This window comes from Vibrio sp. S9_S30, from assembly GCF_014694455.1.
Classification (GTDB): domain Bacteria; phylum Pseudomonadota; class Gammaproteobacteria; order Enterobacterales; family Vibrionaceae; genus Vibrio.
The window spans coordinates 166189-192478 of the sequence record NZ_JAAUWT010000004.1 but is presented as its reverse complement, the minus strand read 5'-3'; the positions used below and the strand labels follow the sequence as shown (position 1 = coordinate 192478).

Annotated in this window: 19 protein-coding genes; 3 read left to right on the top strand and 16 right to left on the bottom strand. The window is 42.5% G+C overall.

Annotated elements, in window-relative coordinates:
* Nucleotides 1-213 precede the first annotated feature (213 nt).
* The 8 genes from HC752_RS06455 to HC752_RS06420 all read right to left on the bottom strand — a co-directional run bounded on the left by HC752_RS06455 (nucleotide 214) and on the right by HC752_RS06420 (nucleotide 10374).
* Entirely contained in the window at nucleotides 214-1131 is a 918-nt protein-coding gene (locus HC752_RS06455) for an ABC transporter substrate-binding protein (protein WP_190334315.1), read from the bottom strand.
* Nucleotides 1132-1231: 100 nt separating this feature from the next.
* A complete protein-coding gene (locus tag HC752_RS06450) occupies nucleotides 1232-2002 on the bottom strand; it encodes an ATP-binding cassette domain-containing protein (RefSeq protein WP_190334314.1) in 771 nt (256 codons plus the stop codon).
* A complete protein-coding gene (locus tag HC752_RS06445) occupies nucleotides 1999-3072 on the bottom strand; it encodes an ABC transporter permease (RefSeq protein ID WP_190334313.1) in 1074 nt (357 codons plus the stop codon). The genes HC752_RS06450 and HC752_RS06445 overlap by 4 nt, the downstream gene beginning before the upstream one ends.
* Nucleotides 3073-3208: 136 nt before the next feature.
* On the bottom strand, nucleotides 3209-4228 hold the full coding sequence (locus HC752_RS06440) for a sugar ABC transporter substrate-binding protein (protein WP_190334312.1): 1020 nt from the start codon (nucleotides 4226-4228) through the stop codon (nucleotides 3209-3211).
* Nucleotides 4229-4380: 152 nt separating this feature from the next.
* Nucleotides 4381-6852, bottom strand: coding sequence for a PAS-domain containing protein (locus tag HC752_RS06435; protein WP_190334311.1), 2472 nt, complete (start codon nucleotides 6850-6852; stop codon nucleotides 4381-4383).
* A gap of 3 nt (nucleotides 6853-6855) precedes the next feature.
* Nucleotides 6856-7635 carry a response regulator gene (locus HC752_RS06430; protein WP_190334310.1) on the bottom strand — a complete coding sequence of 260 codons (780 nt, stop codon included), beginning with the start codon at nucleotides 7633-7635 and terminating at the stop codon, nucleotides 6856-6858.
* A 239-nt stretch (nucleotides 7636-7874) separates the two neighbouring features.
* Nucleotides 7875-8957, bottom strand: coding sequence for a 3-phosphoserine/phosphohydroxythreonine transaminase (gene serC / locus HC752_RS06425; RefSeq protein WP_190334309.1), 1083 nt, complete (start codon nucleotides 8955-8957; stop codon nucleotides 7875-7877).
* Nucleotides 8958-9111: 154 nt separating this feature from the next.
* Nucleotides 9112-10374, bottom strand: coding sequence for a DUF945 family protein (locus HC752_RS06420; protein ID WP_190334308.1), 1263 nt, complete (start codon nucleotides 10372-10374; stop codon nucleotides 9112-9114).
* Nucleotides 10375-10751: 377 nt separating this feature from the next.
* Here HC752_RS06420 and HC752_RS06415 point away from each other — a divergent pair, with 377 nt between their 5' ends.
* Nucleotides 10752-11294, top strand: coding sequence for a hypothetical protein (locus HC752_RS06415; RefSeq protein ID WP_190334307.1), 543 nt, complete (start codon nucleotides 10752-10754; stop codon nucleotides 11292-11294).
* Nucleotides 11295-11415: 121 nt separating this feature from the next.
* On the opposite strand, the gene HC752_RS06410 is transcribed toward HC752_RS06415, so the two are convergent.
* The 8 genes from HC752_RS06410 to HC752_RS06375 form a co-directional block, all read right to left on the bottom strand.
* Nucleotides 11416-15522, bottom strand: a complete 4107-nt coding sequence (locus HC752_RS06410) for a zinc-dependent metalloprotease (protein WP_190334306.1) — start codon at nucleotides 15520-15522, stop codon at nucleotides 11416-11418.
* A gap of 29 nt (nucleotides 15523-15551) precedes the next feature.
* Nucleotides 15552-16409, bottom strand: a complete 858-nt coding sequence (locus HC752_RS06405) for a hypothetical protein (protein ID WP_190334305.1) — start codon at nucleotides 16407-16409, stop codon at nucleotides 15552-15554.
* A 556-nt stretch (nucleotides 16410-16965) separates the two neighbouring features.
* Nucleotides 16966-17823, bottom strand: a complete 858-nt coding sequence (locus tag HC752_RS06400; RefSeq protein ID WP_190334453.1) for an ABC transporter ATP-binding protein — start codon at nucleotides 17821-17823, stop codon at nucleotides 16966-16968.
* Between the two features lie 8 nt (nucleotides 17824-17831).
* Entirely contained in the window at nucleotides 17832-18698 is an 867-nt protein-coding gene (locus HC752_RS06395; RefSeq protein ID WP_190334304.1) for an ABC transporter ATP-binding protein, read from the bottom strand.
* Between the two features lie 14 nt (nucleotides 18699-18712).
* Nucleotides 18713-20539 carry an extracellular solute-binding protein gene (locus tag HC752_RS06390; RefSeq protein WP_190334303.1) on the bottom strand — a complete coding sequence of 609 codons (1827 nt, stop codon included), beginning with the start codon at nucleotides 20537-20539 and terminating at the stop codon, nucleotides 18713-18715.
* Nucleotides 20540-20565: 26 nt separating this feature from the next.
* Entirely contained in the window at nucleotides 20566-21609 is a 1044-nt protein-coding gene (locus HC752_RS06385; protein ID WP_190334302.1) for an ABC transporter permease, read from the bottom strand.
* 2 nt (nucleotides 21610-21611) lie between these two features.
* Nucleotides 21612-22634: an ABC transporter permease subunit gene (locus HC752_RS06380; protein WP_190334301.1), complete on the bottom strand. Its 1023-nt coding sequence runs from the start codon at nucleotides 22632-22634 to the stop codon at nucleotides 21612-21614.
* Between the two features lie 789 nt (nucleotides 22635-23423).
* Nucleotides 23424-24011 (bottom strand): TfoX/Sxy family DNA transformation protein, encoded by a 588-nt coding sequence (locus HC752_RS06375; RefSeq protein WP_190334300.1) that lies wholly within the window; start codon nucleotides 24009-24011, stop codon nucleotides 23424-23426.
* Between the two features lie 417 nt (nucleotides 24012-24428).
* On the opposite strand from HC752_RS06375, the gene HC752_RS06370 reads away from it, so the two are divergent.
* Both HC752_RS06370 and HC752_RS06365 read left to right on the top strand, forming a co-directional pair.
* A complete protein-coding gene (locus tag HC752_RS06370; RefSeq protein ID WP_190334299.1) occupies nucleotides 24429-25352 on the top strand; it encodes an HDOD domain-containing protein in 924 nt (307 codons plus the stop codon).
* Nucleotides 25353-25376: 24 nt separating this feature from the next.
* Complete coding sequence (locus tag HC752_RS06365) at nucleotides 25377-26279, top strand: lysine exporter LysO family protein (RefSeq protein WP_190334298.1); 903 nt, start codon at nucleotides 25377-25379, stop codon at nucleotides 26277-26279.
* Nucleotides 26280-26290: the final 11 nt, after the last annotated feature.

Below are 26290 nucleotides of genomic sequence, written 5' to 3'. Positions count from 1 at the left end.
ACAAAGAATGGAAAGCGTTCCTTAACCTACACGTTACATCTTATCTCGTCAGAAGTTTATGTTGATCACAAGGCAGGCTTACGCGTCACTCACGAACCTATTGCAGGTGAATTCAACGCCGTCAGCAGCACCAATGATGAGAAAGGCCTTCTGTTACGAATTACTAAGCTGAGACGAATTACTAGGCTGAGATGAATTCCTAGGCTGAATAGCTTACCAGCCCGAAAATTCACGATAGTTAGACGCATTAATAAATTCAGGCTGAATTAAGACAAGTTCTTTCTCGACTTTTCCACCACGTATAAGATCAAGCCCAATTTGCACGGCTTTTCGGCTCATTTGCGAGGGAAACTGTGCAGCCGTTCCCAGCCAGTTATGACGATTCTCCTTGAGTGCTTCTACCGCTAATGGTGCACCATCGACTGACGTAATCCACACTTGAGCACCAGATTGAAGCAATGCCTGCTCTGCCCCTAAAGCGGTCGGATCATTAATGGCAAAAACGCCATCTATTTTTTCATAGGCATGAAGTGCATAGGCCATGGCTTCTAAACCACCATCGTAGCTTCCCGTACCGTTGAGATCCGCCCCCAACAATTCAATATCGGGATAATCATTCAGTACCGATTTACAACCGGCTACGCGATCTAAACTGGCAGAAACAGGCGGACCATTTATGATCAGAACTTTGCCCTTTTGGTTTAGCTTGTTCACCAGATTCAAACAAGCCATCTCACCAGCTTGAATATTGTCTGTTGTAATGGTCACGTCTGCACCCGATGCTCGGACATCCACGGCGATTACACGAATACCAGCACGCTGTGCCCGACTCACTGCGGGAGCAATCGCCAATTCATCGGACGCAACAAGCAAGATTAAATCCACTTTCTGTTCGATAAAGGACTCCATCTGCTGGATTTGTCGATCTAAATCGTAGGCGCTAGAGCGAACAATGACGTCGATGCTTTTACTCGGCAATTCCGCCACTTCCGACTTAATGCTTTCAATCATTTTGACAAAATAAGGGTTCGTGAGATCAGCCACTGAAACCCCAATAGAATAGTCAGAATTGGCGAAAACTCTGGAAACCAGAGCAAAACTCACCATCCACCAAAGCACTAATTTACGCATATATGACACCTTGATATCCAAATTTCCCCTTTGAGTAAGCCTACTATTGCGGTTGCCACAGCAATAGAGACCATAAAATGGAGGATAGATTTTATGAGAATCAGGCGGCAGTGCCCGGTTCTACTGCTCCTGTCATAATAGCAACCGCGTCAGACATAGAGTGAGTTTTCGGTGTGATGATATCGGCACGCTTACCCAATCGATGAACATGAATTCGGTCAGCGACCTCAAAGACGTGTGGCATATTGTGGCTAATCAATACCACAGGGAGCCCCCGATCTCTTACCTGACGAATCAAATTCAACACTTTTCTCGATTCTTTTACACCTAAAGCAGCGGTAGGTTCATCCATAATCACGACTTTACTGCCAAACAGCGCTGATCTTGCGACAGCCACCCCCTGCCTTTGACCGCCCGAGAGCGTCTCTACCGTTTGTGTTATGTTTTGAATGGTCATCAAACCCAAATCCGCCAATTGCTGTTTTGCCCTTTCGTTCATGGCTTTCTTATCCAGCATACGAAAAACGGAACCCAGTATTCCGGAGCGTCGGATTTCTCGCCCTAAAAATAGGTTATCGGAGATATTCAAAGCGGGAGCCACCGCCAAGTTTTGGTACACCGTTTCTATGCCCATATCTCTTGCATTCATAGGGCTTTTAAACGAAACCGCTTGCCCATCTAATTTTATTTCCCCCGCATCCGGAACCAGCGCTCCCGAGAGTGCTTTAATTAAACTGGATTTCCCTGCACCGTTGTCGCCAATTACCGCCAGAATTTCACCTTTATAAAGGTCGAAATCCGCACCATCTAAGGCGGTGACCCGACCGTAGCGTTTCACTAGCCCTCTTGCTTGCAATACGACATCGCTCATACCGATACCTTCCTGATCCAGTGATCCACACCAACCGCGACAATAATTAATAACCCAACCGTAAACTCTTGCCACAGCACATCCACCCCCAGCAGAGCTAACCCATTTCGAAACACACCCACGATGAGCGCACCAATTAAAGTGCCGAATATGGAGCCTCGCCCTCCAAACAAACTGGTTCCACCGATGACAACCGCTGTAATGGAATCTAAGTTAGCCGTGTATCCAGCTTGGGGGCTTATCGACCCAATACGGCCAACTAACACCCAGGCCCCAATGGCACAAATGAACCCAGCAACCACATAAACCGACATCAATATCTTTTGAGTTCGAATACCCGCTAATCTTGCCGCATCTGGGTCGTCACCTGTAGCGTATACATGCCGTCCCCAAGCCGTCCAGTTCAGTGCGTACCAAATCACCGCGAACAACACGATCATGAGCATAGAACCATACGTTAACCTTGCACCAAATACTTCTACCGTTTCACCCATCCATTGCAGTAAAGGGGCATTTTTGGCAATGGCTTGAGAACGAATGGTTTGGCTATTGGAGTACCACAAGTTCAGTGCAAAAAAGATGTTCCATGTACCCAGTGTTGCGATAAACGGCGGCAGCTTAAATCGAGAAACCAGTAAACCATTAATCATCCCAGCCAGTGTGCCCACCAACATGCCAATACCAAACGCCACAATAGGGGGTAAACCAAAATCCATCGCCATACGACCCATAACCACGGAACACAGCACCATAATGGCACCCACCGACAGATCGATTCCGGCAGTTAAAATGATGAGTGTTTGCGCAATGCCTAGCACACCGATAATCGTGACTTGCTGCAAGATCAATGACATGTTGAACGGGTGTAAAAAGCGGTCACCAATCAGAAAGCTAAAAATGGCTACCGCCAAAATAAGGACTAAAAATGGGGCGGCGGTAGGCTGATTGTGCAAAAACCGTTGCACGTTTAAGCCAATCGAAGTCGGTTCCTTAAATTCAGCAAAGCTTTTGTCTGTGTTTTGCTCCGCTGCTTTTTCAAAATTGGGCTCTGATGACGAAGGGTGTGTCATAGCGTTGTCCTTAACTTTATACATCTGACCTGATGGAGCTCGACGTCGCTCTCAGGTTGGTTCCCCATTCACCGTAATAGGATGTTGCCCTATGAGGTGAATGAGGGATTACGCTCTCATTAGTGAACTCTAAACACTACCCCCAACACTTACTTAACCCTTGTGCCGATGTTGAAGATTCAACGCCATTAACCGGTTCATCGGTAATCAACTCAACGCCTGTATCAAAGAAGCCTTTGCCTGGAGTGGCTCCCGGTTTTACGCCTGATTTAGCGTATTCCGCAATCGCCTCTACGCCCAAAGACGCCATTTTTAATGGGAACTGCATCGACGTTGCGCCAATCACCTTGTCTTTAATGTTTTCTACGCCTGGGCAACCTCCGTCAACAGAAACAAGAAGGACATCTTTCTCTTTTCCAACCGCTTTCAGAGCCTCATATGCGCCTGCCGCAGCGGGTTCGTTAATGGTGTAAACCACATTGATATTTGGATCTTTTTGTAAAAGGTTTTCCATCGCACGGCGCCCCCCTTCTTCAGAACCTTGGGTCACGTCATTGCCGACAATACGAGGGTCGTCTTCATCACGCATCTTATTTGCGTCCTTCACATCGACACCAAATCCTTTCAAAAACCCTTGGTTACGAGCAACATCAACCGTAATACCCGCGGTACTTAAGTCCAATAGCGCAATTTTGGCGTCTTTCGCTTTTGCACCCAGTTTGGCTTTTGCCCATTTACCAATCAGTTCACCAGCCAGAAAGTTGTCGGTAGCAAACGTGGCATCGGCCACATTGGCTGGAGAAAATGGTGTATCTAACGCAATAACCACGATACCCGCTTTACGAGCGCGCTCGATAGAAGGTGTTAAAGCCACTGGATCACTGGCGACAATTAAAATGCCTTTCGCACCGGATGAAATAAGGTTTTCGACCGCTTGAATTTGTGAGTCGTTATCGCCATCGTATCGCCCAGCGAAAGAACGCAGTTCCATTCCCAGTTCATTCGCTTTGGCTTCGGCCCCTTCTTTCATTTTCACGAAAAAAGGATTGGTGTTGGTTTTAGTGATCAAACCCACAATGGTTTTTTCTGCTGAAAATACTTGAGGTGCACTGAACATGGCAGCCGTTAATGCCGCGATGGTAACTATCTTCTTCATGGTTTACTCCCTTACAAGTTATATGTCCAAGGCCTAATCCTTCCTTGGCTTTACAAAAATGGCAGGGAAAAACTAATGAATGATTTCAGAATGCAGAAAACCCATTAACAATTGAAATAAAACTCTCATTCCTTTGATTTAAAAAGAGAAAATTACACGACATTAATCATGGCTTTTAGCCGTTCGTATTGAAAAGGTTTGGCGATAAACCGCCATTCAGGATTGAAATGGTGGTGTTCGATGAGAGATTCTATCGGAAGCCCAGACATGAGAATAACCGGCAAATGAGGAAAGGTTGACGCCAAAATCTGGCGCAACTGAACGCCATCTTCAGTTGAGCCTAAATTCACATCGGAGATAACCAGTTCACATGCCTTTACCTTCAAATGTTCCAATGCCTCTTTTACCGAAAGGACAACACTGACTTCGAGTTGCATTAACGCAAGCTGCTCACGAATAACGCTCGACACCTCGATGTCATCTTCCACCAGTAAAACTGCGGCATTGGGCTTAACCGAAATCGCGTGACTACTCCGTTTATGTTGCCCGTCTTCCCACTTGGGTTGCTGACCAATCGGAAGCATTAACTTGACATGCGTACCTTGCGATGGCTCGGAGTGGATGTCTATCTCTCCGCCACTTTGTGTCACAAACCCATAAACCATACTGAGCCCCAAGCCACTCCCTTCACCAGTTTGCTTCGTTGTAAAAAATGGCTCAAGTGCACGTTGCATGGTTTCCTTGCTCATTCCTTCGCCAGTATCAATCACTTCAAGAAAAATATGCTCACTCTGGGATGACTTGTAAGTGGATAGTGTGAGCTCCCCACCTTTAGGCATAGCCGCAGAACTGTTTAAAATTAAGTTTAAGAGTGCATTTTCTAGCTGAGACGGGTCAACATAAATACACTGTTCCCCCAACGTCAGATCGGTGTTGACCGTGATATTCGGTGTCACGCAGTACGCCGATATATCAAGAACACCAGCAACCAAGTCGTCCACGAGAACCCACTCAGGATAGAGCTGTTGCTTGCGGCTAAATGCCAACAGACGCTCCACCAACTGGCTGCCTTTTTCCGTTACTAATAACGCTCTGGAGAGGTATTTTTCTTGGCTCTCATTGAGAGTTGGTCCCATTTCGAGCAGTTGCAGGTTCCCCATTAACGAAGCCAACAAGTTATTGAAATCGTGCGCAACGCCTCCTGTCAGTTGCCCTAACATTTCCATTTTTTGAGCCTGTTGGAGTTGCTGCTCTATGGCTTTTTTTTCAAAGAGGTCACTGTAAAGTGTTACAAAGCCGCCCTCTGGCATAGGCTGACTCCGAAATTCGATGATCCTTCCATCATCAAAATAACGCTCAAACACCGCCGAACGCCCTTTTCTTTCTTCATTTAACGCTTGTAGCTCTAACGTTTCCTGCATTAAGTTTCGCGTACGAAAGGGGGTTCTTGCCATAAGGTTTTGCAACTCATCTAACGGCATACCCACCATGACTTCGTTAGGCTGCAATTTAAATAACGTTAGGTAACGTTGATTCCACGCCACCAGCTTATCTTGGTCATCAAACACACTTAATCCATCTTGAATGTTATCAAAAATGGCTTCGAGTAAATTCTTTTGAACCCGCAGATCTTCTGTCACTCTGACTTTTTCAATGGCTTCCGTTTGAAAGGCTTCGAAAGTACGAGCCAGCTCCCCTATTTCATCGTTACGCTGAATATTTGCGACGGCGATGTTGGTTTTGCCCTGCGCCAAGCTCGACATTTCTTCGGTAACGGTTTTGAGATCCCTAGTCAACACTGAGTTGAAACGGTGGAGATAAACACCACTCAGTAACAACAGCAAAATGATGATTGAGATGAACATGGTGGCGCGATCTATCGCCCTTTCCGATTGTTTTTGCTGAGACCTTAAATGTTGTTGCAAAGCAATCACAAACTCATGCACCGACACGGTCATTTGATCAGACTGCGCACGGATAGAAGAAAGAACATACGCATTGTTGCGGCGAACCTCTGACACGTTCTTTTGTTGCGCTTTCAGCTCCGACAACATACTTGAAATATTCGAAAGCGCCTGCTCACTTGCAAAGCGCTCCATTTCCTCAATGAGAACATGAGGCACTGCCATGGGATTGCGGGTAAAGGCGTTAATGAATACCTTACCTTGACTGTGAGCCATCAGAGGATACAAATCAAACTGAAGTGAAAGAAGGTCTTCACGAGTGAACAATTCTTTCGTTACATTGGCAAGCAAGGCTTGAATTGACGTGTCCAGCGTTTCCACCTTCTTCAACAAGGTATCTCTCGCTTTCGCATTGTTCAGTTGACCTGCAACGGATTTTAAATCTTTGATTTTTTCTTGCAGCCTTTGGCTTTCGTTTTGTACATGGAAGGGCCGAGCAAAGTCAGCGGCATAAGGAGCCATTGCAGCTACTTGAGCAACGCTTTCCGACAGGCTGAGAGCGGTATTGATATCTTCGAGGGTCTCGGAGGCAATGTTCTCAATAAGCGCCTGATTCTGCTGAGTGGTATAAACGAAAACACTGGCAAGAGAGAGGGTTAATAACAAGGTACCAACAACGGAAAGCAATAACTTTGTTCGGATACTTCGCAATCGAATCACAGGCTACCCTATCTTGACAACGTTGCTACTAAACATATACCCCACCCCTCGTTCAGTTTGGATGAATTTGGGTAATCTCGGGTTACTTTCTATTTTCCTTCGTAATCGAAGAATAAGAACATCGACAGTTCTGTCACTTGAATCTGAGGCAAAACCATGGGTCTTATCCATCAATTGATCCCGTGACAAAACGCAGTTTGGTGAACTGATTAACGCCTGGAGTAATGCAAATTCTCCATACGTCAAACTGACTTCTTCACCCGATTCATTAAGCAGTTGCCGTGTAGACATATTCAGACGCCAAGGTCCAAAACAATATTGAATATGTTCTGTTTGAACGGGCTTTATGTGCGTTAAGTCCGAGCGACGAAGTAACGCATTCACACGGGCGATCAGTTCCCGAAGGTTAAACGGTTTCATCATGTAGTCATCGGCAGCGATTTCTAACCCGATGATGCGATCGGTTTCATCTCCTTTACCGGTGAGCATCATAATAGGAACCGCGCTTTGCTCTCGAATCTCTTTGGCTAGCTGCAAGCCATCTTCCTGCTTCAACCGCAAGTCCAGCAAAATGACGTCGGGATTATCTTGTTCGAACGCAGACATAAGCTGAGCACCATTCTCAGCCAAGATGACATTATGCCCATGCTGAGACAAAGCATCTCCAAGTATCTCTCGAATGTCTTGATCGTCATCCACGACAACAACCGTGCGTGTGCTCTTTTCCTTGAGTTGCAAACTTTCGCTCCAATAAATGGTAAATTTTATTGTGATAGCACTCATTTGGTCACTTTGACGAACAAATACTCAAAATTTGTGACTTGAGTAAAGTCTATACCCTGTGAACCTTCCTTGCGCTGAACGTAGACCAATAGCCCAAGTTGCTCCTACTTTTCAAAGATTCACTTCACCTTAAGGTACCTAGTTCAGAGAGCATTCTCCGCATCCCAGACAAAATAACGAGATTAAAAAGCAAAAAACCCAGCACTCGGCTGGGTTTTTGAATTTAGACTTGCTCGTTATTATGCGTATTCGATTTCGAACTGCTTCATAAATTCAATCAAAGCTTGCACACCTTCAAGCGGCATTGCGTTGTAAATAGAAGCACGCATACCACCAACAACTCTGTGCCCTTTTAGCGAGTGCAAACCAGCTTCTTGAGCCAATTCCAAAAACTGACTATCTAATTCCGGTTTCGCCAGATGAAAAGGAACATTCATTCGCGAACGGCTGCTTGGGTGAACCTGATTACGATAAAAATCAGACGCATCAATGTAGTTATACAACAGATCGGCTTTTTCTTTGTTCACTTGCTCTATGGCCTCAACGCCGCCTTGATCTTTCAACCATTCAAACACAAGCCCAGATAAATACCACGCGTAGGTGGGCGGTGTGTTGTACATGGAATCCTTTTCTGCCAGTACGTTGTAATTAAGAATACTTGGAAGCGCATCCGATGCTAAGTCCAGCAAGTCGTCGCGAACGATAACGATGCAGATACCCGCTGGACCAATGTTTTTCTGAGCGCCGGCATAAATAACGCCGTATTGAGAGACATCAATTTTACGAGACAAAATAGTGGATGAGAGATCAGCCACAATGGGTTTATCTGTTACAGGCAGTTCGGTAATTTCTATGCCATCAATGGTTTCATTTGGACAAAAGTGTACATAAGCAGCCTTTTCATCGATTTCCCACTCGGAAGGAGGAATAACCGCAACTTTTCCATCGATTTCCGTTTTGGCGTTGATAACACGTGGCTGGCAATATTTCTTGGCTTCCGTTACTGCACTTTTCGCCCAATAACCTGCATCAACATAGTCTGCAGTCGTTTTATCGCCAAGTAGATTCAAGGGTACGGCTGCAAACTGCGCCCGAGCTCCGCCATGGCAAAACAACACTTTATAGTTGTCAGGAATAGACAGCAGATCTCGAAGATCTTGTTCTGCTTTATCAGCGACAGCAATGAACTCTTTACTGCGGTGGCTAATTTCCATTACCGACGTGCCAATACCATTCCAGTTGATGTATTCAGCTTGTGCTTTTTCCATTACCGCTTTAGGTAAGCCCGCTGGACCAGCACTGAAATTATAAATCGGTTCCATGATGAAGAATGCTCCTGCGTTAAAATACAAATCGAGATTAGCATCAGTAATACCACCTTTTAAGATCTGGAAAAAGAAAAAATCGGAGAAAACACAAAAAAAGAAGTCTTAAGACTTCTTTTTTATTTCAATTCGCGATTTCCAGTAAAGAACTCTAGTTACCACCCGCCATGAAGGGCATAAATAATGCTAAAAGTGGTATCTGTTTGCCACTGGAGAAAGTTACCTGACCTTCGACAAGTTCTGCCTTCAACTCAACCCCTTTGTTGTCTTCGTTAGCCAACTCCATGATTAATAGCTCATCAATGTTTTCTCGTACAAATGGATAGGATTGAATGAGCTCGTTAGAAACAAACGCGTCTAGACTTCCTTCAACAACATTCAACAGTACCGTCACATTTTGAGAAACATTTTTTTGTCCAGAAGGCACGGTAAGCTGCAACGCCGATTGGACATCCCCCCCATTTAGATTGAATGCAAACTTATTGAGCCGAACTGAGAAGCCAGTTTCGATCAGTCGATCCAGCAGCGGCATACTCTCGTTTATTCGCTCTTGTGTGAGATTTCCACTCGTACGATAAATCGAAATAAGTTGGTCTAATGCTTTACTGTTAACGCCATTAAAAGCAAAGTTGATCTCCAAATCTCTCGCTTGATTGTCGCCGGTGGTCGCACTTTTAATGGAGAGCGTTTGCGCACTATCAAATTTTTCACCTGACTCATCTTTGTTGGCTTTCAGTACATAGTGCAAGTCTTCAAGTTGGAAATCGCTTTCCCCTGAAACTGATGACAACTGCAAACCTTTAATGCTCAAGTCTTGCTGACCAACCCACAAACCATCTTCACGTCGCCCTGTACCTTGCCCAATAAAGCTGTCCAACACGAATTGGTCGCCATTAACAAAGTTGACCGCCGCTTCTGGCACCGTAACGGTCGCCTCTACCTCACCAGTGACAGAGGCAACGCCTTGCGCTGTGTATTGACCGACAATCAACTCTGCGCCTTTGGCATCAGTAAAGTTGAATTTTTGTCCAACCAACTCAAAGTAAGTGTCTCCATTCAATTTTGTCTGCGTTGCCAGTTCAAATTGAACAAGTAACGAGTCTTTTACATAAGAGCGCGCATCAATCTCAAGCAAGCCATGGCTAATGTCATGTACAACGTCAATTGAAGTCGGTAAGCCGTCGGCTTCAAGGTTTTTGGCTAACTGCGGATCGATGATTGTATAGCGGGTAATTGCGGTAGTAGAAAAGTAGCCTCTGTCGTATTCGGCTATCTCTGCTTTTACAGAGCGACTATTTAAATTTCGTACACCATCTTCGATGATTTTTTGCGCTATCTGACCTACCGCAAGTGGCCAGCACGCTGCCAATAGAATAGCACCGCCGATCGCGCCCATTTTTTTTAGAGAATGCATGCTTGTATTTAATATGAAGGTAAAAACGCAGTCTACATCAATTGCGCCTAGATACTCAAACTGCCTCAAGGTGCAAGATTAAGGGCGATATCTTCCAATCAAGAACACATATGGAACAATACGGAACTGTTTTGAGAGAGGCATTCTGTTCGACACAGTCGCCTTCAAACTGACAGCCCTAAACACAACCGAATTTGGCGAATAAAGTGTGATTCCCAGCACATTGGTTAAAAAGTCTCCACAAAAATGGAATTTCTTTCAAATTTTTAATGAATCCTAGGTTGGATGCATTATCATATTCCCTAGTCACTTAAGAAACTTAACGGTTTTGCTTATTTAGCATTGCCCGTACCAACTACATAAGGTTTGTCTAAATTATGCGTAAGACACTGTTAGCCATTGGTTTGATGGCAGTATCGGCTTCTTCATTTTCTGCCGAAAAAGACGAAGTCGCGTCTATGAGCAACTTTAACTACGACTATGCGGAAGCGCGAATTGGCGCTAGCCCAATGACGTTTGGTGGTGGTTTTAGTAAATCCGTTCACCCAAATGCCCATATGGTTGCCACCATTGACTCACAATTTAAAGGTGACTTTAACCTAGCGGCAGGTTTTGGTTTCCATGCTCCAGTCAACAACTGGGCTGACCTTACAGGTGAAATGCTTTTCCGCGCAGTGGATAACGATAGCCAAGATATCGACACTGGCATGCAAATTAATCTCGGTGTTCGCCAATGGCTTGGTCCACAATTTGAGGTGGGCGGTAAAGTGGGTTACGTATCCATTAAACAAAAAGACGAGTGGGCAGGTTCGGTGTACGGTCGTTTCCATTCAACCGAGCTATTCTCAATGGGGATAGAAGCTCTAATTAATGACTTCTATGGCGATCAATTTATGATGACGGCAAGATTTAAGTTCTAAACTTATCTCTAATTTTAAAATAGAAAGCCAGAGATGTGAGTCTCTGGCTTTTTTGTTGGGGTAATAAAAAACCCCAACCGATTGGCTGGGGTTACACATAGTTAATTATGCTGCGAAAGTACTAGAAATTAGAAACTCTATCATTTTCATCAATGATAATTAGATTTCGAAGTCCGGCACTATCAATTGCCTTCAGACGCATAGACTCTCGTTGTAAAGGAGATGCAATGTATTCCTGTAACTCTTTATCACTCGTTCCAAAAAGTGAACCATATGTGCTGGAAAGGCGAGAAAGTTCAGAGGTATAGCGTGTTAGATATTGGACAGTTTCATTTGCTAGCTCTACATCAGCAATCCAAATACTCTTGAATGCAACACCCGCATTTATAGCTGGTCTGTGGAACTGCCCTTGGCTGTTTCTCAAACAACCAAAACCTTCCAGATTGATACATTCGCCATTATCAGTCGCATCACCGCTCACTACAAGTGCATCAATTGTTGCATTTAGTTCACCGACAGTAAGGAATAGCTTTTCATTGTTCAAATTTGAAAGCATGGCATTAGCAAACTTATCAATACCTAAACCTAAGTTATGGAGTGTTTGAACATTAGTAGAAGCTCTAAGATCATCACCTCTAGCAGATGTACCTACTGCCACATCAACAATTCCACCTTTACGTTCAACGTACTCAGCGAGCTGTGCACTAGTAAACTGTCCAAACTTAAACACATCACTATCATTGACTGAGTTAAGCATTGTTTTACCCAACGAGATAGAGTCTTCCCTTGTATCGACGGCATAGGTTCTACCTAATATTTCAATGCCTTCAAATCCATTAGGAATGTGCCCATTGTAATCATATACCGCAACCTTAGCTCTCATTGCATATGCTTCAGGCTTATATGAGTCTGTACGAGAACTGTCATATTTCGCCAAAACACTATTCATCACTTTAGGGAATGGTGTTCCAGCATTTAAGTTGGTTCCATAGAAGTAATTCAATACCCACGCTAGTCGACTAGGTGTTGACCAAATTTCTTTTGTTTTCCATCTAGGGGACCAGCGCGCTGCAACTGGGTTACCCGAAGCATTAACAATTTCATAAGGATTCAACACATTGCTGAACTCATTAGTCAAAGCGCTGTTTGTTGGTAATGGCGTGTTTAGATTCCAATGATCAACTAAGGCAGTTAGTTCTTCACGAACTCCAGGTAAATCAACCAGAGCAAAGTCGACACCACGAAGGCCTGAAGGTTGAACTAGATATTCAAGTGCAACCAGTTTGTCCATCCAAGAACCTAAGTGATCAACTTCATATCCGATTGAAGAAGCGCGCTCTGAACTAGCTCGCTGACTTAAGCGTACTTTATTGAAGAATTCACCGTGAGTAGATTCACCTTTAATACGATAAGAAATCTGATAACGTACACCTGTAGACGGATTTGTCCAATTTTGAACGCCGCTTGCTAGTGCTTCACCTAGGTTTGTGTCAAAACAACTTGTAGGCAACTTCATTTGCCCTGTGTAAGACTGACCTCCAATGACACCAGCTAGATAGTTCATTGTAGACAAACCATAATAAGTATCGCCAGCATAGCTTTGCTCGAACTTAGAATCAGTATCATTCCATTTATATTCAACAAGCTCAACTTGACAAGACTTCTCTGGTGCTCTCAAAACATCTAGATAAAAGTACGCTTGCTTATAGGCAGCCTGCGCAGCATCACATTTCTTTTGCTCCACAACAGAAAGGTTCGCTATGTTGTCAGGACAAACGCTAGAAGGTAATACAGGGTTACTTCTAAACTCTTGATAATAATCGTCTAGGACCATGTTCATCTTTGCAAAAGAACGATGTAGATTCAAAAACTTAAAGATATAACGTCGGTTTTCATTAAATTCAACGCGTTCTTGTCTTTCAGAATAAACATCAAAACGATCTTCAAATTGCTCTGCATGGTAATCCGTAACCTGTGTCAAGCTACTGCCTTCGTCAAAGATTAAACAGCCAGTTTCTGAAGGTCTGCGTCCTTTACCGTCCGTACAATAAGCGTAGTCACGTAATTCCTGACCAGAATCAGCCAGCTCAGTTGAATGTAGTAATTTAGATAGACCTGATTGCAGTTTAAGGTTTTCTCTTTTTTCACTATCGTTGTGAGTTAGATCAACAAAACTTACTGCATCTGGCTGTCTGTATGTGCGAAGAGCTGTAGCCACTTCAGTATCAGACAGTACCTCTTCATCAACAATGTCATGCGACTCAACTTTACGTTGGTATGCGAATCTCAATGCAGCTCTATCATAGTGACCAAACGCTGGTTGAGTATTTAATGCTGAAGGGTTGTAGTCCATTATAGAAGAAGTTGCATTGGTACCTTCGAGCCCCATTGAGGCTAGCTCAGAGCTGGTATAAAAGTTATGACCATCATAACTACCTGCAAAGTTGTGTCGCAGCCCTAGGTTATGTCCAATCTCGTGAACTAATACGTTCATGTAGTAGTGAGTCGATATCTCGACTGTAACTGCATTACGCTGAGCTTCATTCAAATCAGCCCAAGACTTTAGAACTGGCTTAACACCTGAATTTATTTCATCTTCAGTTTGCTCGAAATAGAAACCTTGATTGAAAAAGTCTAACTCTGTGATATTTGATTTTTTGACCGCTGATGAAACTGAATAAAGATCAATTGGGTAGATGTTATTCTCAATCATCTTCTCCAATTTAGTCTCTTCTTCACTTTTAACCTGCTGTAGATCAATACTCTCTTCATCACTATATTCGTATGTGAAAACAGAACTTGAAACTTCATCAAATGCTTTTTCTCTAGATATTGCGCCATCATTAACTTGAACGGCTAGTTCTAGCGATTGAGTAGAAGCCTTAAAGCCAGCACCTTCCGACACAACACCCGCATCGTCAGTTGAACTATCAGTATTTTCTGGTTCTAGCGTTCCTTTATTATAATGTTTCACCAAAGTGTCCCAATGTCTATTAGTCGACATCATTAGGTTACCTGGAAACATTATTGTATAGGCATTAAGTATCTCACCAGTTAGAGGGTTTGCATAACTTGGACCTAAGCCACCGCCACCGCCATCACTTGCTTCTGGAACGATGTGGACAACGTTTTTACGAAGGTCACCGACATGCACACCACTTGGGGTTGTATCGTTCGCATTAACTAATACTAGCTTAGGGACAATTCTTCCATTAGGAGAGAATTTATCTTCAAGGCTCTTATTGATTAGCTCAAAACCTCGAACTGTTGCGTCAAGCCACTGTTGATAAGCTAGATTCCCTGATTCATCTTTTACAAAAAACTCATCACTTAAATAGTATTCAATTTGCTCTTTTTCAGGGTTGAATCGATTAAGGAAATAGCCTTCGTACCCAATTTGGTTTTGGATGTAATTAGGATCAAGCTTTTCGTAAGGTGTTTTGAACATCCCAAACTTATCGTGCTCAGGAAGATCATAGTGCACTGGAGTGTAGTCTTGTGAAGCTACCGTATCAAGTCGCACCAAAGAGTAGAACACAGTATTTTTCTCTGGCTCTCCATAAAAGCCATCACCAACTGTGTTATGTTCAAACTCAATATTTATAACACCATTTTTTGGATCAAAATCAACATGCGTTACATTTTTATTGATCAGATTATCGAAATAAGCTTCAAATATTGTTTGATCATCGTGAACAGTTAATTTGTCGTATTCTGGGGTAAAGTGTGTTTTCTGCCACCAACGAATGGCTGGATCTGAAACTTTTTCTTCTTTATTCGTACAGTCGCCATAAGAATCTTCTTTACACTGATAAGCTTCGTATGAGCCTTCTAGGGTTAAGAGCCTCGGTTCATTGTGACTTCCTGGAAAACGTGTAACTTCCCCTTCGAACGTAATGTCACCTTCTAGTTTTTCCGCTACTAGACCGTCTTCAGTAAATTTAAGTTTTACTAATTTTTCCGAATTCAGAAAATCATACATGTACGGATGAACGTCAGATGTGCGGGTTACATCGCCAAACGTCTGTTGGAACATCCATATACCTTCTAGTGGTATCTCATAACAATCTGCACAGCTGCCTACTTTTACTGGAGCACTTCCTGTTAAGCTAGACAATGCTGACTGGTTTATGTCTTTATCGACATAATCATATGCCTGATCATCAGCACCACAGCCTACTAGTGCCGCACCTACTGCTGTGACCAAACTCAGTTTCTTAAAATTCATAAGTAACTACCTGTTGTTGTTTTTATTTCCTAAAAAGAGAATGTTGCTGTCGCAACATAAATGGCTTTCTCGCTATTAAATAGGTCGATATTGCCTAAAGTGCCTCGCTCTGCATCCGCATAAACACCATTAGAAGATGCGCTTAGTGACAGAGAAAGGTAATCTGTGGCTTTATAGCTCCCGTATAAGCTACCGCCGTAGGTAAAGCTGCTACGTCTTGTACCTTGGTAGCTAATACTGTTCCCCCCAAGTAAAGAAGCTCCAAAATTGAACTTATTTACTGAGTAATTGACGCCAGCAGATATAGAGTAGATCCACTCACTCAAAGAACTGCCACCAGCCGTCTTATATGAGTGAAAGTTCTTCCGAATACGAGGACTGAATGACAAGCCCACTTCAGAGATCTTAAAACTGATCGGCAGCGCCAATCTGAATGCGGTATTCAGACTCTGTTTACGAGAGGTTTCGGAGGTCGGTACGGTCAACTGACCACTAATACCCACGTTGCCCGTTTCCCAAAACTTCCCAAGACTTGAATAAGACAGACCCATTGCGGTGTCAGTAAAGAAGTCTCCTGTTCTATCCTCAAGAGCTCGATAAGCCCCCGTTGTTATGAACGCTGTTAATTTTCCTTCTGTTGCTGAAAATATAGCGCTCCAGTTTAATGCTCGTGAGGAACGATAATCATCGGGATGATAAATATTGGTTTGATAAGCAAACGAAAGGCTACCCCCATATTGCGTTTCGACCACCTCTTCCTGAACGGCACTGTTCGCTGCTTCTTCCTGTTTCATTTCCTTTTGTTCATCCGCCAACGCATTACACGAGGCTAAAACGCCAGTCATTAAAACAAGCTTTGGCAACGCAAATTTATTTGTGTGCTGCATAAACGTTTCCGTTTTTCCTGTTTAGTTTCCCTAAATTTGAAGTGCACGAGACCTTCCCTATAAATGAAAGGGATAAAAAGGCTTACTGAAGTTAATTCAGCCGCTACTCTTCAAAATATCAACAGTAATCAAAAGGCATAGAAATCCCACACCCATTGAAGGGTGTTAGTATTAATATAACCAACATTAACTACTGATATTTTATTCAGATATCCATCATAAATGGTCGTGGTAGCTATGAGATCTTCATAGCTTTAATTTATGAAATATAACTAAATAATTCGATTATTAGATTTGATGTTTATTCATATGCTGCCTGTCCTGTAATTCCTTTTACAATATAAATGAGTATTTATTCTCAGTTAAGCCCAGCCAAGACTTTGTTAGTATAGATATGCTATATAGTTTGATGATTATCCGTATGAACAAACTACATTCAATTTGATAGGTATTGAACCTAATGCTTACTATCTCTTAAATTGGGATAAAGTTCATCTTTTAGAGTGTATCTATTTATTAATATTCGAGTCACTTCATCCTTTAAATGTAAACATTTTTAACCATCTATTAATAATTTTTCATTTCCACTCTTTAGAAACGATTTTTTGTTTTTGTACTCACGATATTTAGGGTGTGTAATTGGTATGGCAGATAAAAGCGTTTTAGTATAGTCCGCTTGAGGGTTATCATATATCGCTTTTACATTACCTAACTCAACAATTTTGCCAAAATACATGACCGCTACTCTGTCCGATACATGACGAACCACAGAGAGATCGTGTGATATAAAAATCATGGCAAGATTCATTTCTTTCTGTAATCGGAGCAATAAGTTCAAGATCTGAGCTTGCACAGACACATCCAGCGCAGATACGGACTCGTCACAAATGAGGAGCTTTGGCTTTAGCGCAATCGCTCTAGCAATACCAATACGCTGTCGCTGTCCGCCTGAGAATTCATGAGGATAACGTTCTATTGAGTTCGCTGGCAATCCTACTTTTTCAAGTAATTCCAATACCCAGTTTTTACGTTCCTCGCTTGTTCCCACACCATGAATAATATAAGGTTCTTCCAAAATCATACCGATAGTATGTCGCTGATTAAGAGATTCCATCGGATCTTGAAAGACTATTTGCATGTCTTTACGCAAAGGACGCATTTGTCGTGAACTGAGCTTAGTAATATCTTCCCCTTCAAAGAAGATTTTTCCTTCCGTAGGTTCAAACAGCTTTAATATCGTTCGACCAAGCGTACTTTTCCCACAACCAGATTCTCCCACTAGCCCCAAAGTTTCACCACGAGCAACAGAAAACGAGACACCATCTACCGCTTTAACGGTATAGCCCTTCTTCAAAATGCCTTTTCCAGACACAAAGTGCTGCTTTAGATCTACAATTCTTAGTACTTCATCCATCACAGCCATCAGCCTCTAAACTCAGGAAACGCATTGATATCAATGGGTTTTATTTCAATCGGTTGCTTTGGTTCATCATCTAAGCTTGGCATTAAACCCATCAATCTTTCAGTGTAAGGGTGCTGAGGATTGTCGAATAGATCGAACACGTCGGCATATTCGACAACTTTTCCACCATACATGACGGCTACGTCATCGCATATTTCAGCAACAACACCGAGGTCATGGGTAATGAATATCATCGCCATTCCCGTTTCTTCTTGAAGTTCGCGCATAAGTTCAAGTATCGAAGCTTGCACCGTTACATCGAGTGCTGTAGTTGGCTCATCGCAAATCAGAATGTCGGGTTTACAAGCGAGTGCCATTGCAATCATGACACGCTGCCTCATTCCACCAGACAGGTTATGTGGGTATTCATTTAACCTCTTTTCAGGCATGGGAATGCGTACTTTTTCAAGCATTTCAAGCGAGTAAGCATTCCTTTCTGCTCTAGAAAGTTCTGGACGATGCAACTCCAGAACTTCATTCAACTGCCTACCAATCGTATGAACTGGGTTTAGCGCGGTCATTGGGTCTTGGAAAATAATCGAAATATTATCCCCACGCATTTTGTGCATTTCTTCAGCGGGAAGCGTCACAAGATCAGTTCCGCGGTACAATATCTTACCTTTAGTAACTCGACCATAAGGCTTCGGAAGAAGCCCCATGATGGACATGGATGTGACACTCTTGCCACACCCAGATTCACCAACGATACCGAGTGTTCTACCCGCTTTTACATCAAAATTGACCCCATGCAAAATCTTGACAACACCATCGTCGGTCGTAAATTCCGTTTCTAGGTCTCTGACACTTAATATTGTTTCCGCGGACATACCACTTCTCCTGACTAAAGCTTGTAGCGCGTATCCATGACCGTTACTGGCTCGAATGATTTTCCGCTTTTTGCGGCTTTCTTTGTCGCTTTCTTTTCTTCTTCATCAATCCAGAAAGTGTGAAGACCTACCACACGATCGATTGGGAATATGCTATCGGTAAAACGATTCATCGCTTGCTCTGGGTATTTCAGGTAACGCCAGTACGCCTCACGAGTATAAGGAACCATGTATCCCGGTACGATTACGTGAGCGTCGGTAATCTTTTGCTGAATTTGATGAGAGAGCTCCTGCTTCTTAACAACATCGAACTCTTTTCTGTACTGCATGATCAGCGTATCTAGCTCGGGCGAACTAAAGTTTGTATGATTGTTCGTTTGAGGTTTATTTGCATTAGCGGAATGGAAGTATTCCCAGTAAGCTGGAACCTCTCCCCCTCCCATATTGATAAACGCTAGTTCATGCTTTTTCTCTAAAATGAACTTAAATGCGGATGATCCGTCAACCAAATTTAACGTAAAGTCAATACCGGCTTTTTTGCCTTGCTCTTTAAGAAAAGCGATTCGAGGAGTCCAAGAGTTGAAGCCGTAAGTAATGGCAAAACTCAATCGTTCGCCTTGTGCATTAACGCGAATGCCGTCAGCCCCTATTTTGTCGAATCCTGCTTTAGCAAAGAATTCACCTGCTAACTCAGGGTCAAATTTAGGCGGCATGGGATTTGGCATATCGTACTTTCCGTGACCAAAGCCCATCGCATGAGGTTTGCGGGAGTAATCACCACGAGTAATTTTTTCGATCATCCCATCATAATCAGTTGCATACATTATGCCCTGACGCAGATTGATGTCATTTAAGTGATTTTTTGCTGAGTTAATCCACAAACCACCAGCACCTTGAGGCAATTCATTGAAGCCCCAAAAACGGTGTATATAACCTTTTTGGTAGGGTTCCGTATTGGTTTTCTCGTGCCAAATTCCAGGAAGAATGACACTAAATGCGTCTAAATTTCCTTTTTCAAAGTGTTTGCGCGCAATATCGATATCACGAATCACTTTGAAGCGAATTTTGTCTACGTTAAAACGGTTTTTGTAATACCGATTGCTGTATCCCCACCAATCATCACCAACATGTTTAAAGGTGAGGTTTTTCCCTTTCTCCACTTTGTCTAAATAATAGGCGTAGGTAGTAGGCTCACTTTTAAAGTTATATTTTCGGACAAAGTCATCGTCAATACCATCGCCGTTTTCATCCTTGGAAGGCTTATAAAAGTGCTCTGGTCTAGGGCGAAGGCTACCGAGCATACGCAGTAGTTCATCTGGATTTTTTTCTATGGCAGATACCGCAGCGATTGTGTGTTCGTCAATCTTAACAACATCAGCAATTTGCTCTGTGTAGTAAGTATTGTACCAAGGCGCAACAATATCTTTTGAACGGAAGAACTTTAGCATGAAAACAAAATCGTCTGCCGTTACCTTTTCACCATCAGACCACTCAGCTTCTGGGTTCAACTTGAAATAGACCGTTTTGTTCTCACCCGCAAACGCCCATTCATTTGCTAAGTCAGGAATCCACTCTAACGTGTCGGGGTGTTGCCCAACCAGTGACGGAACACTGTCTAGAAAGTATGAACGCAACCCTGAATTGGAATCGGGTCCGACACTACGTAACGTTTGTGGAAAACTGAGAAGGTGCGTTCTATAGGTCCCACCTCGCTTAGCTTCTTCTGAACCAATCAAAGGCTCATCCCAGTTTGTTTTCCATGTTAACCCTTCTGGCAGCGTGGCTGCTTGTGCTGCAAATCCTGTTGCAGAGAGCAACGCAGCCATGACTAATTTTTTCATAAACATTCCCTATTTCATTATTCTAGTTATACGTAACGAGTAAATTTCTTCGGATCAAAAGCAGCACGAATCGCTTCTCCAATGAAGGTCACCATGATAAGTACTAATACTATTGCCGTAACAACCGACGATACAATCCATGGTGAGTCCAAATTAGATTTGCCCTGCTGCAGCAATTCACCCCAACTTGGTGTTGGCGGGCGCAGTCCCAACCCTAAATAATCCAAAGCCGTAAGAGCGGTAATGTTTGCTGCAATGGTAAACGGAGCAAGAGTAACAATCATGACCATTGTGTTTGGTAAAATGTGCTTAAACAGAATTCTTGAAGTACTCGCACCTAATGCTCTTGCAGCCATGACATATTCACGAGCAGACTCTTTATACGTCATGGTTCGCATATACCACGTCAAGCCCATCCAACTGAATAAAACGTTAATGGCGACAAACAATGTAAAAGTGGGCTGAGTGATCGATACCAATATCATAATGACATAGAGAAAAGGAACCATCGACCAAACCTCAATAAGGCGCTGAACAAAAAGATCAAACTTTCCGCCAAAGAAGCCCATTGCACAGCCAACAGCCGTACCAATCGCGTACGAAATAGACATTGTGAGTAATGCAAAGCCCATAGCGATTCTAAAACCGTAAACCAGCCGAGCTAGAATATCGCGCCCAATGACATCGGTTCCTAAGTAATGCTTTGTTTCTGCATTAGGAGATGTTGGTGGGAAATCATCACTGAAGTCTTGTTCATACGGGTTCCAAGGAACCATTGGCATCAGAACAAAATCGCCATTATCGGACGTTGAAAGAGATTTAGCCAACTCTCTGTAATTGGCTTCACCTGAGTGGGTCTGCCCAAACGTTTCAGCAAGGTGAACATCGCTAACAACAGGAAAAAACCATTCTCCCTGATACTTAACAACCAGTGCTTTACTGTTAACAAACACTTCCGCGAATAGAGACGCTACAAGTAATACGGATAAGATTAGGAATGACCAATAGCCACGTTTAATCTCTTTAAAACGTTTGATTTTCTTTTTTGTTAAAGGCGTTAAATTCAACATGATCACGCTCCAAACTTCACACGCGGGTCGACCAACGCAACACAAATATCCGACACAATGTTACCAACCAAAAGCATTAAAGCATTGATGGCGACAATTCCCATTACGACTGGATAATCACGCTCCATAATGGATTCATACCCAAGCAAGCCAATGCCATCGATGTTAAAAATCACTTCAATCAAAAAAGAACCAGACATAAAGAACAACAAGGAGTTACCAAAATGGCTGGCTATTGGAATCAAACTATTGCGTAACGCGTGCTTTCTTACCGCTTTTTGAAACGGTAAACCTTTGGCTATCGCTGTGCGGATGTAATCTGAAGAAAGGTTTTCCATGAGGTTGTTTTTCATGGTCATGGTGAGCGTGGCGAAATCACCAATGAGATAACAGATCAAAGGTAAAATTGCATGCCACATGATGTCTTTGACACGCTCGTATACCGTTTCATAATCGTCAAAATCATCTCCAACGAAGCCCCCCATCGGAAACCACTCTAAGTTGTAGCTAAACCATGTAATCAGCAACACGCCCACTACGTATCCTGGTAAGGCGTATCCAAGAAAAATAAGAATTGAAGAAGACGAATCAAACACACTGCCATGCTTGAGAGCTTTGTAATAACCTAACGGTATCGATATAAAATAACTTATGAAGAACGTCATACCGCCGTAAAACAGAGATACTGGCAATCTCTCAGCGATCATGTCGGTGACCGGTTCGTAGTAACGAGTTGACTCGCCAAAATCTAGGGCAACAAGCTTACTCAGCCAATCAACGTAAGCTTCTAGTACAGGTTTGTCCAATCCATAGAAGGCGTTCAATTCTGCCATTTGCGCTTCCGACAAGGCAGAACTGTCACCCGCTACCGATGTTGACGCACTGTCTCCTTGTGGTTGCATGTTCGCAAGCATTCGCTCAACAGGACCACCAGGAACAAACCGTGTAATCGCGAAAATTAAAATGGTTATTCCTAGAAAAGTTGGAATAACAAGCCCTAAGCGACGTAAAAAATAAGATAACACGTACCGACCTTCTCCGAGTCTTTTGCTTCTCCGTCATAAAAATGTCATTCACGCACTATAGTATGTCGTTAGACGGAGCTAAATTGAACATCAATATCCCAGTACCTCCTCACTTCAGCGAGCAGCGAGGCTGAGCTATTCTTATAATGGTTCCTACTAGACTAGATCTGAAACTACCTTATTCGATTATATTTATATTCTATGAATGGGATACTTGGTATCAAATTCATGAATAAAGCAAACGTTCCCCTAAACTCAGAACAACGCAAAGAGATTAAACCCATTGATTGCAAAAATTAATAGTTAAAAATCCAATATATTGAATAAATGCAGGATTTAACACTAATTTAACATTTGAAAACAGTGAACAACTTCAAGTTTCAAACAAGCGTTTAACTGTATCTTTTCTTTTGTAAATATGTCTCTTTGTAAATACGAAGAGTTAAAATCCAATTTGGATCTCAAAACTAAAACTTATCACCTTAAAATCTTAAATTATCAGTGGTAGACATTACCTCATAGAATCCGGCTCACTTATTAATACCCTATTGACAAAGAAAACAGAAATAAGTATAGCTGTCATTATTTCAGTAATATTAAATGATAGAAACGAATTATTGGTCTAGATGCGGTCAGTCGTTTAGATAACGCCATTAATAAACTATCTAATTGATACTCTATCTAAGTGTTACTTTTCTTATCACACATTGAAGCCACTCATGACACCATTAATAATAACTAAGATATTAAAAAGGCTCGCTGGTGCGAGCCTTTTTGCTAATTCAATTTTTATATTTCCTGACACAATGCAAGCAATTCATCCTTTTGCTGCTCTTGAATCAGTTTCCAATGGCAGCCTTTTACTGCACCAGCAAATTTCCATAACAAACGAATATCCACTTCGCCGCCATACGTTTGCTTAACACGTCTAAATACATCAACAGGACCTAACCGCATAAAAGTACTGACGTCTTCTACGCCAGCTTTTTTCACCATTCTTTCTAAGGTTAATTGCATATTTGGAAGATCACGCAACCTTCTGCTGTCTTTAGACTTTTGAAACGCTCTTTGCTGTTTAGAGAAATTTATAGATGCTCGAACGATGCTTTCCAGCTCCTTGTGCATGGTGTCAAACAAGTCAGTAATATCATAATAGTTAACAATTGCTGTTGTTTGCTTTTTAACATGCTTATATTTTTCACATCCAAGCTCTGTCAATTTCTTGTCTAGGTTTCCGCCGCCTCGAATAAAAATTGTTTCATCAGTAATTAGTGCGTACATCGCTCCTTCATTGAATAAGCCAATTCCACCGAACATTGATCGTTTCTGATAACTACCAAACTGATCAACAAAATCATAGAACATTGATTCCTTCATGTTCTTTAACCTCCAAACTTATGTGTTAACCCCCCGATCAATACACAAGCGTCGAATATTAAATAAATACCGACTTTAGAGATGCAACCAAATATACGGTCACAAAAAACACTTCAAAATTAGAAATGTGACCCGAAGTTTATGATGAAATTTACCTTTATGAAACCGCATACTTAACCGAATGAAATAAGTTAAGATGTTGCTCACAGTAACTCTGGATCAATAAGCAAAAAAGCCAACATGCATCACATTTTAATGCAACTAGTATAGTTAAGTGCATTATAAACATCGTAGGTGCTCGATTTATTCAACCTTTATATACTGAAATACTGGACTTTTTTTCTTGTTCGTTTTGTTGCGCGACCTATGGATAGCACGCTAAAATGAGGTTCATATTAGACTGTTCTAAGTACCCAAATGAATCATTTATCATTTTACTGGTTACCTCATAACAACCAGTTACTGCTCCAAGGGCTTGAGTCCGAATTTGCTCAATTAGTGGAACAATCCATAAATACTGGCAAGATCAGTCTTCCGCCCATTCCAGACGCTGTCTTGAAAATCCAGCAACTTTGTACAATGGATACGACGGGTATTCCAGATATTGCTGAGTGCCTAATGGAAGATCCCAGCCTTACCGCCGTGGTTATCCGTGTTGCTAATTCCGTCGTTTTTAATCGCAGAAATATTACCTGTACCGACTTACAAACGGCGGTATCTCGATTGGGGATTCTTCGTGTTCGAGATATCGTGACAGCACAGGCCATCGAACAACTAAAAAACTCGGTTAATCTTAATAAAGAATGTAATCATGTTTTGACGAATAGCGCATCCGTATCTCGTAGGTTAGCAGCAACGATGGTTCTGGTCGTTCGTTCATTCCAAGCGACAGAAGACGGCGAAAAATACGCATACATGGAAGCAGAGAAGGCCCTGCTAATCGGTCTTCTTGCCGATATCGGTGTGTTCTGTCTGGTTAACGAATATCACTTATACCTCGACCGAGGCAATTACCTTGACTACGACATCGCACTTCAAATCTTCCAATCTCGCTGCGCTGTAACCAGTCAGCTTGTGTTACAAAGTTGGGGGTTTGATCGAGATTTTATTGAGGTAGCGACGAACAAATCTATTGAAGAACCACTTCATCCCATCACTTATTTGGACATTGCTCGTATCGCAAACCATCTTCTAATGTTCCGAGATGAAGACGATGGAATAGACGAGCACGAAGTGGAATTCGATGTTGATGGAGCGGAAGTACTCTATGAACTGAGCAACCTTTCAGATTCTGACTTCGAAAGTCAAATTAAAAAGATAATGAATTCAACCGGATTCTGAACTCTCTGACATTTCGAGGATTTTATGTATTCAGGGATGATTCTGATATTCACACCTTTGGTGATTGGATACCTCCTTCCAGTCACCAAAAAATCTCACTTAGATTACGTCAACCGAATCACGCATTACTTAATCTATTTTATCCTTTTCTTGATGGGGTTGAGCCTCGCGGCGCTGGATAACCTTTCCAGTAACCTCCAACTCATTCTTAAAATAGCAACAACCTTTTTCATTGTTATTGGACTCGCCAACCTTTTAGCTCTGCCTATTTTAGATAAATACTTACCAGTCCAAACCGAAAGTACCGCATCGGCATTGCCTCTACATAAGATGATGATGGAATCGGTCAAGTTAATGCTTGTTGTTTCTTTAGGTTTGGCTGTTGGCTTAATATCGCTTTTCTCACTTCAATGGGTCGATCAAACAAGTGAAGCTGTTCTTCTATTACTTTTGTTCTTGATAGGAATACAACTTAGAAACAGTGGATTAACGCTTAAGCAAATCTTGATCAACAAACACGGAATGCTGATCGCCTCGACTATGATTTCAACCTCTCTAATAGGTGGTTACATCGCATCGCTACTGCTAGAAATCGCCCCTTTCCAAGGCATGGCGATGGCTTCTGGATTTGGCTGGTACTCATTAGCCGGCATTTTAATGGGAGATGCGTATGGTCCCATTTATGGTGGTGCTTCATTTATTTTGGAGCTTGCGCGCGAGCTGATCGCTCTTGCTTTAATACCCATGTTAATCCAAAGGTTCCCTTGCACTACAATAGGCTACGCAGGTGCAACCGCAATGGACTTTACCCTTCCTATCATACAGTCGACTGGTGGAATACGGTGTGTCCCCATCGCCATTGTGAGTGGATTCATTTTGAGTCTTTTGGTCCCGGTATTAATGCTTTTTTTTGTATCTTTGACTTAAACAGAACAACT

Coding starts and splice junctions, on each gene's coding strand:
- HC752_RS06455 (WP_190334315.1), bottom strand. CDS start 1,131: ATGCGTAAATTAGTGCTTTGGTGGATGGTGAGTTTTGCTCTGGTTTCC.
- HC752_RS06450 (WP_190334314.1), bottom strand. CDS start 2,002: ATGAGCGATGTCGTATTGCAAGCAAGAGGGCTAGTGAAACGCTACGGT.
- HC752_RS06445 (WP_190334313.1), bottom strand. CDS start 3,072: ATGACACACCCTTCGTCATCAGAGCCCAATTTTGAAAAAGCAGCGGAG.
- HC752_RS06440 (WP_190334312.1), bottom strand. CDS start 4,228: ATGAAGAAGATAGTTACCATCGCGGCATTAACGGCTGCCATGTTCAGT.
- HC752_RS06430 (WP_190334310.1), bottom strand. CDS start 7,635: ATGAGTGCTATCACAATAAAATTTACCATTTATTGGAGCGAAAGTTTG.
- serC (WP_190334309.1), bottom strand. CDS start 8,957: ATGGAACCGATTTATAATTTCAGTGCTGGTCCAGCGGGCTTACCTAAA.
- HC752_RS06420 (WP_190334308.1), bottom strand. CDS start 10,374: ATGCATTCTCTAAAAAAAATGGGCGCGATCGGCGGTGCTATTCTATTG.
- HC752_RS06415 (WP_190334307.1), top strand. CDS start 10,752: ATGCGTAAGACACTGTTAGCCATTGGTTTGATGGCAGTATCGGCTTCT.
- HC752_RS06410 (WP_190334306.1), bottom strand. CDS start 15,522: ATGAATTTTAAGAAACTGAGTTTGGTCACAGCAGTAGGTGCGGCACTA.
- HC752_RS06405 (WP_190334305.1), bottom strand. CDS start 16,409: ATGCAGCACACAAATAAATTTGCGTTGCCAAAGCTTGTTTTAATGACT.
- HC752_RS06400 (WP_190334453.1), bottom strand. CDS start 17,823: ATGGATGAAGTACTAAGAATTGTAGATCTAAAGCAGCACTTTGTGTCT.
- HC752_RS06395 (WP_190334304.1), bottom strand. CDS start 18,698: ATGTCCGCGGAAACAATATTAAGTGTCAGAGACCTAGAAACGGAATTT.
- HC752_RS06390 (WP_190334303.1), bottom strand. CDS start 20,539: ATGAAAAAATTAGTCATGGCTGCGTTGCTCTCTGCAACAGGATTTGCA.
- HC752_RS06385 (WP_190334302.1), bottom strand. CDS start 21,609: ATGTTGAATTTAACGCCTTTAACAAAAAAGAAAATCAAACGTTTTAAA.
- HC752_RS06375 (WP_190334300.1), bottom strand. CDS start 24,011: ATGAAGGAATCAATGTTCTATGATTTTGTTGATCAGTTTGGTAGTTAT.
- HC752_RS06370 (WP_190334299.1), top strand. CDS start 24,429: ATGAATCATTTATCATTTTACTGGTTACCTCATAACAACCAGTTACTG.
- HC752_RS06365 (WP_190334298.1), top strand. CDS start 25,377: ATGTATTCAGGGATGATTCTGATATTCACACCTTTGGTGATTGGATAC.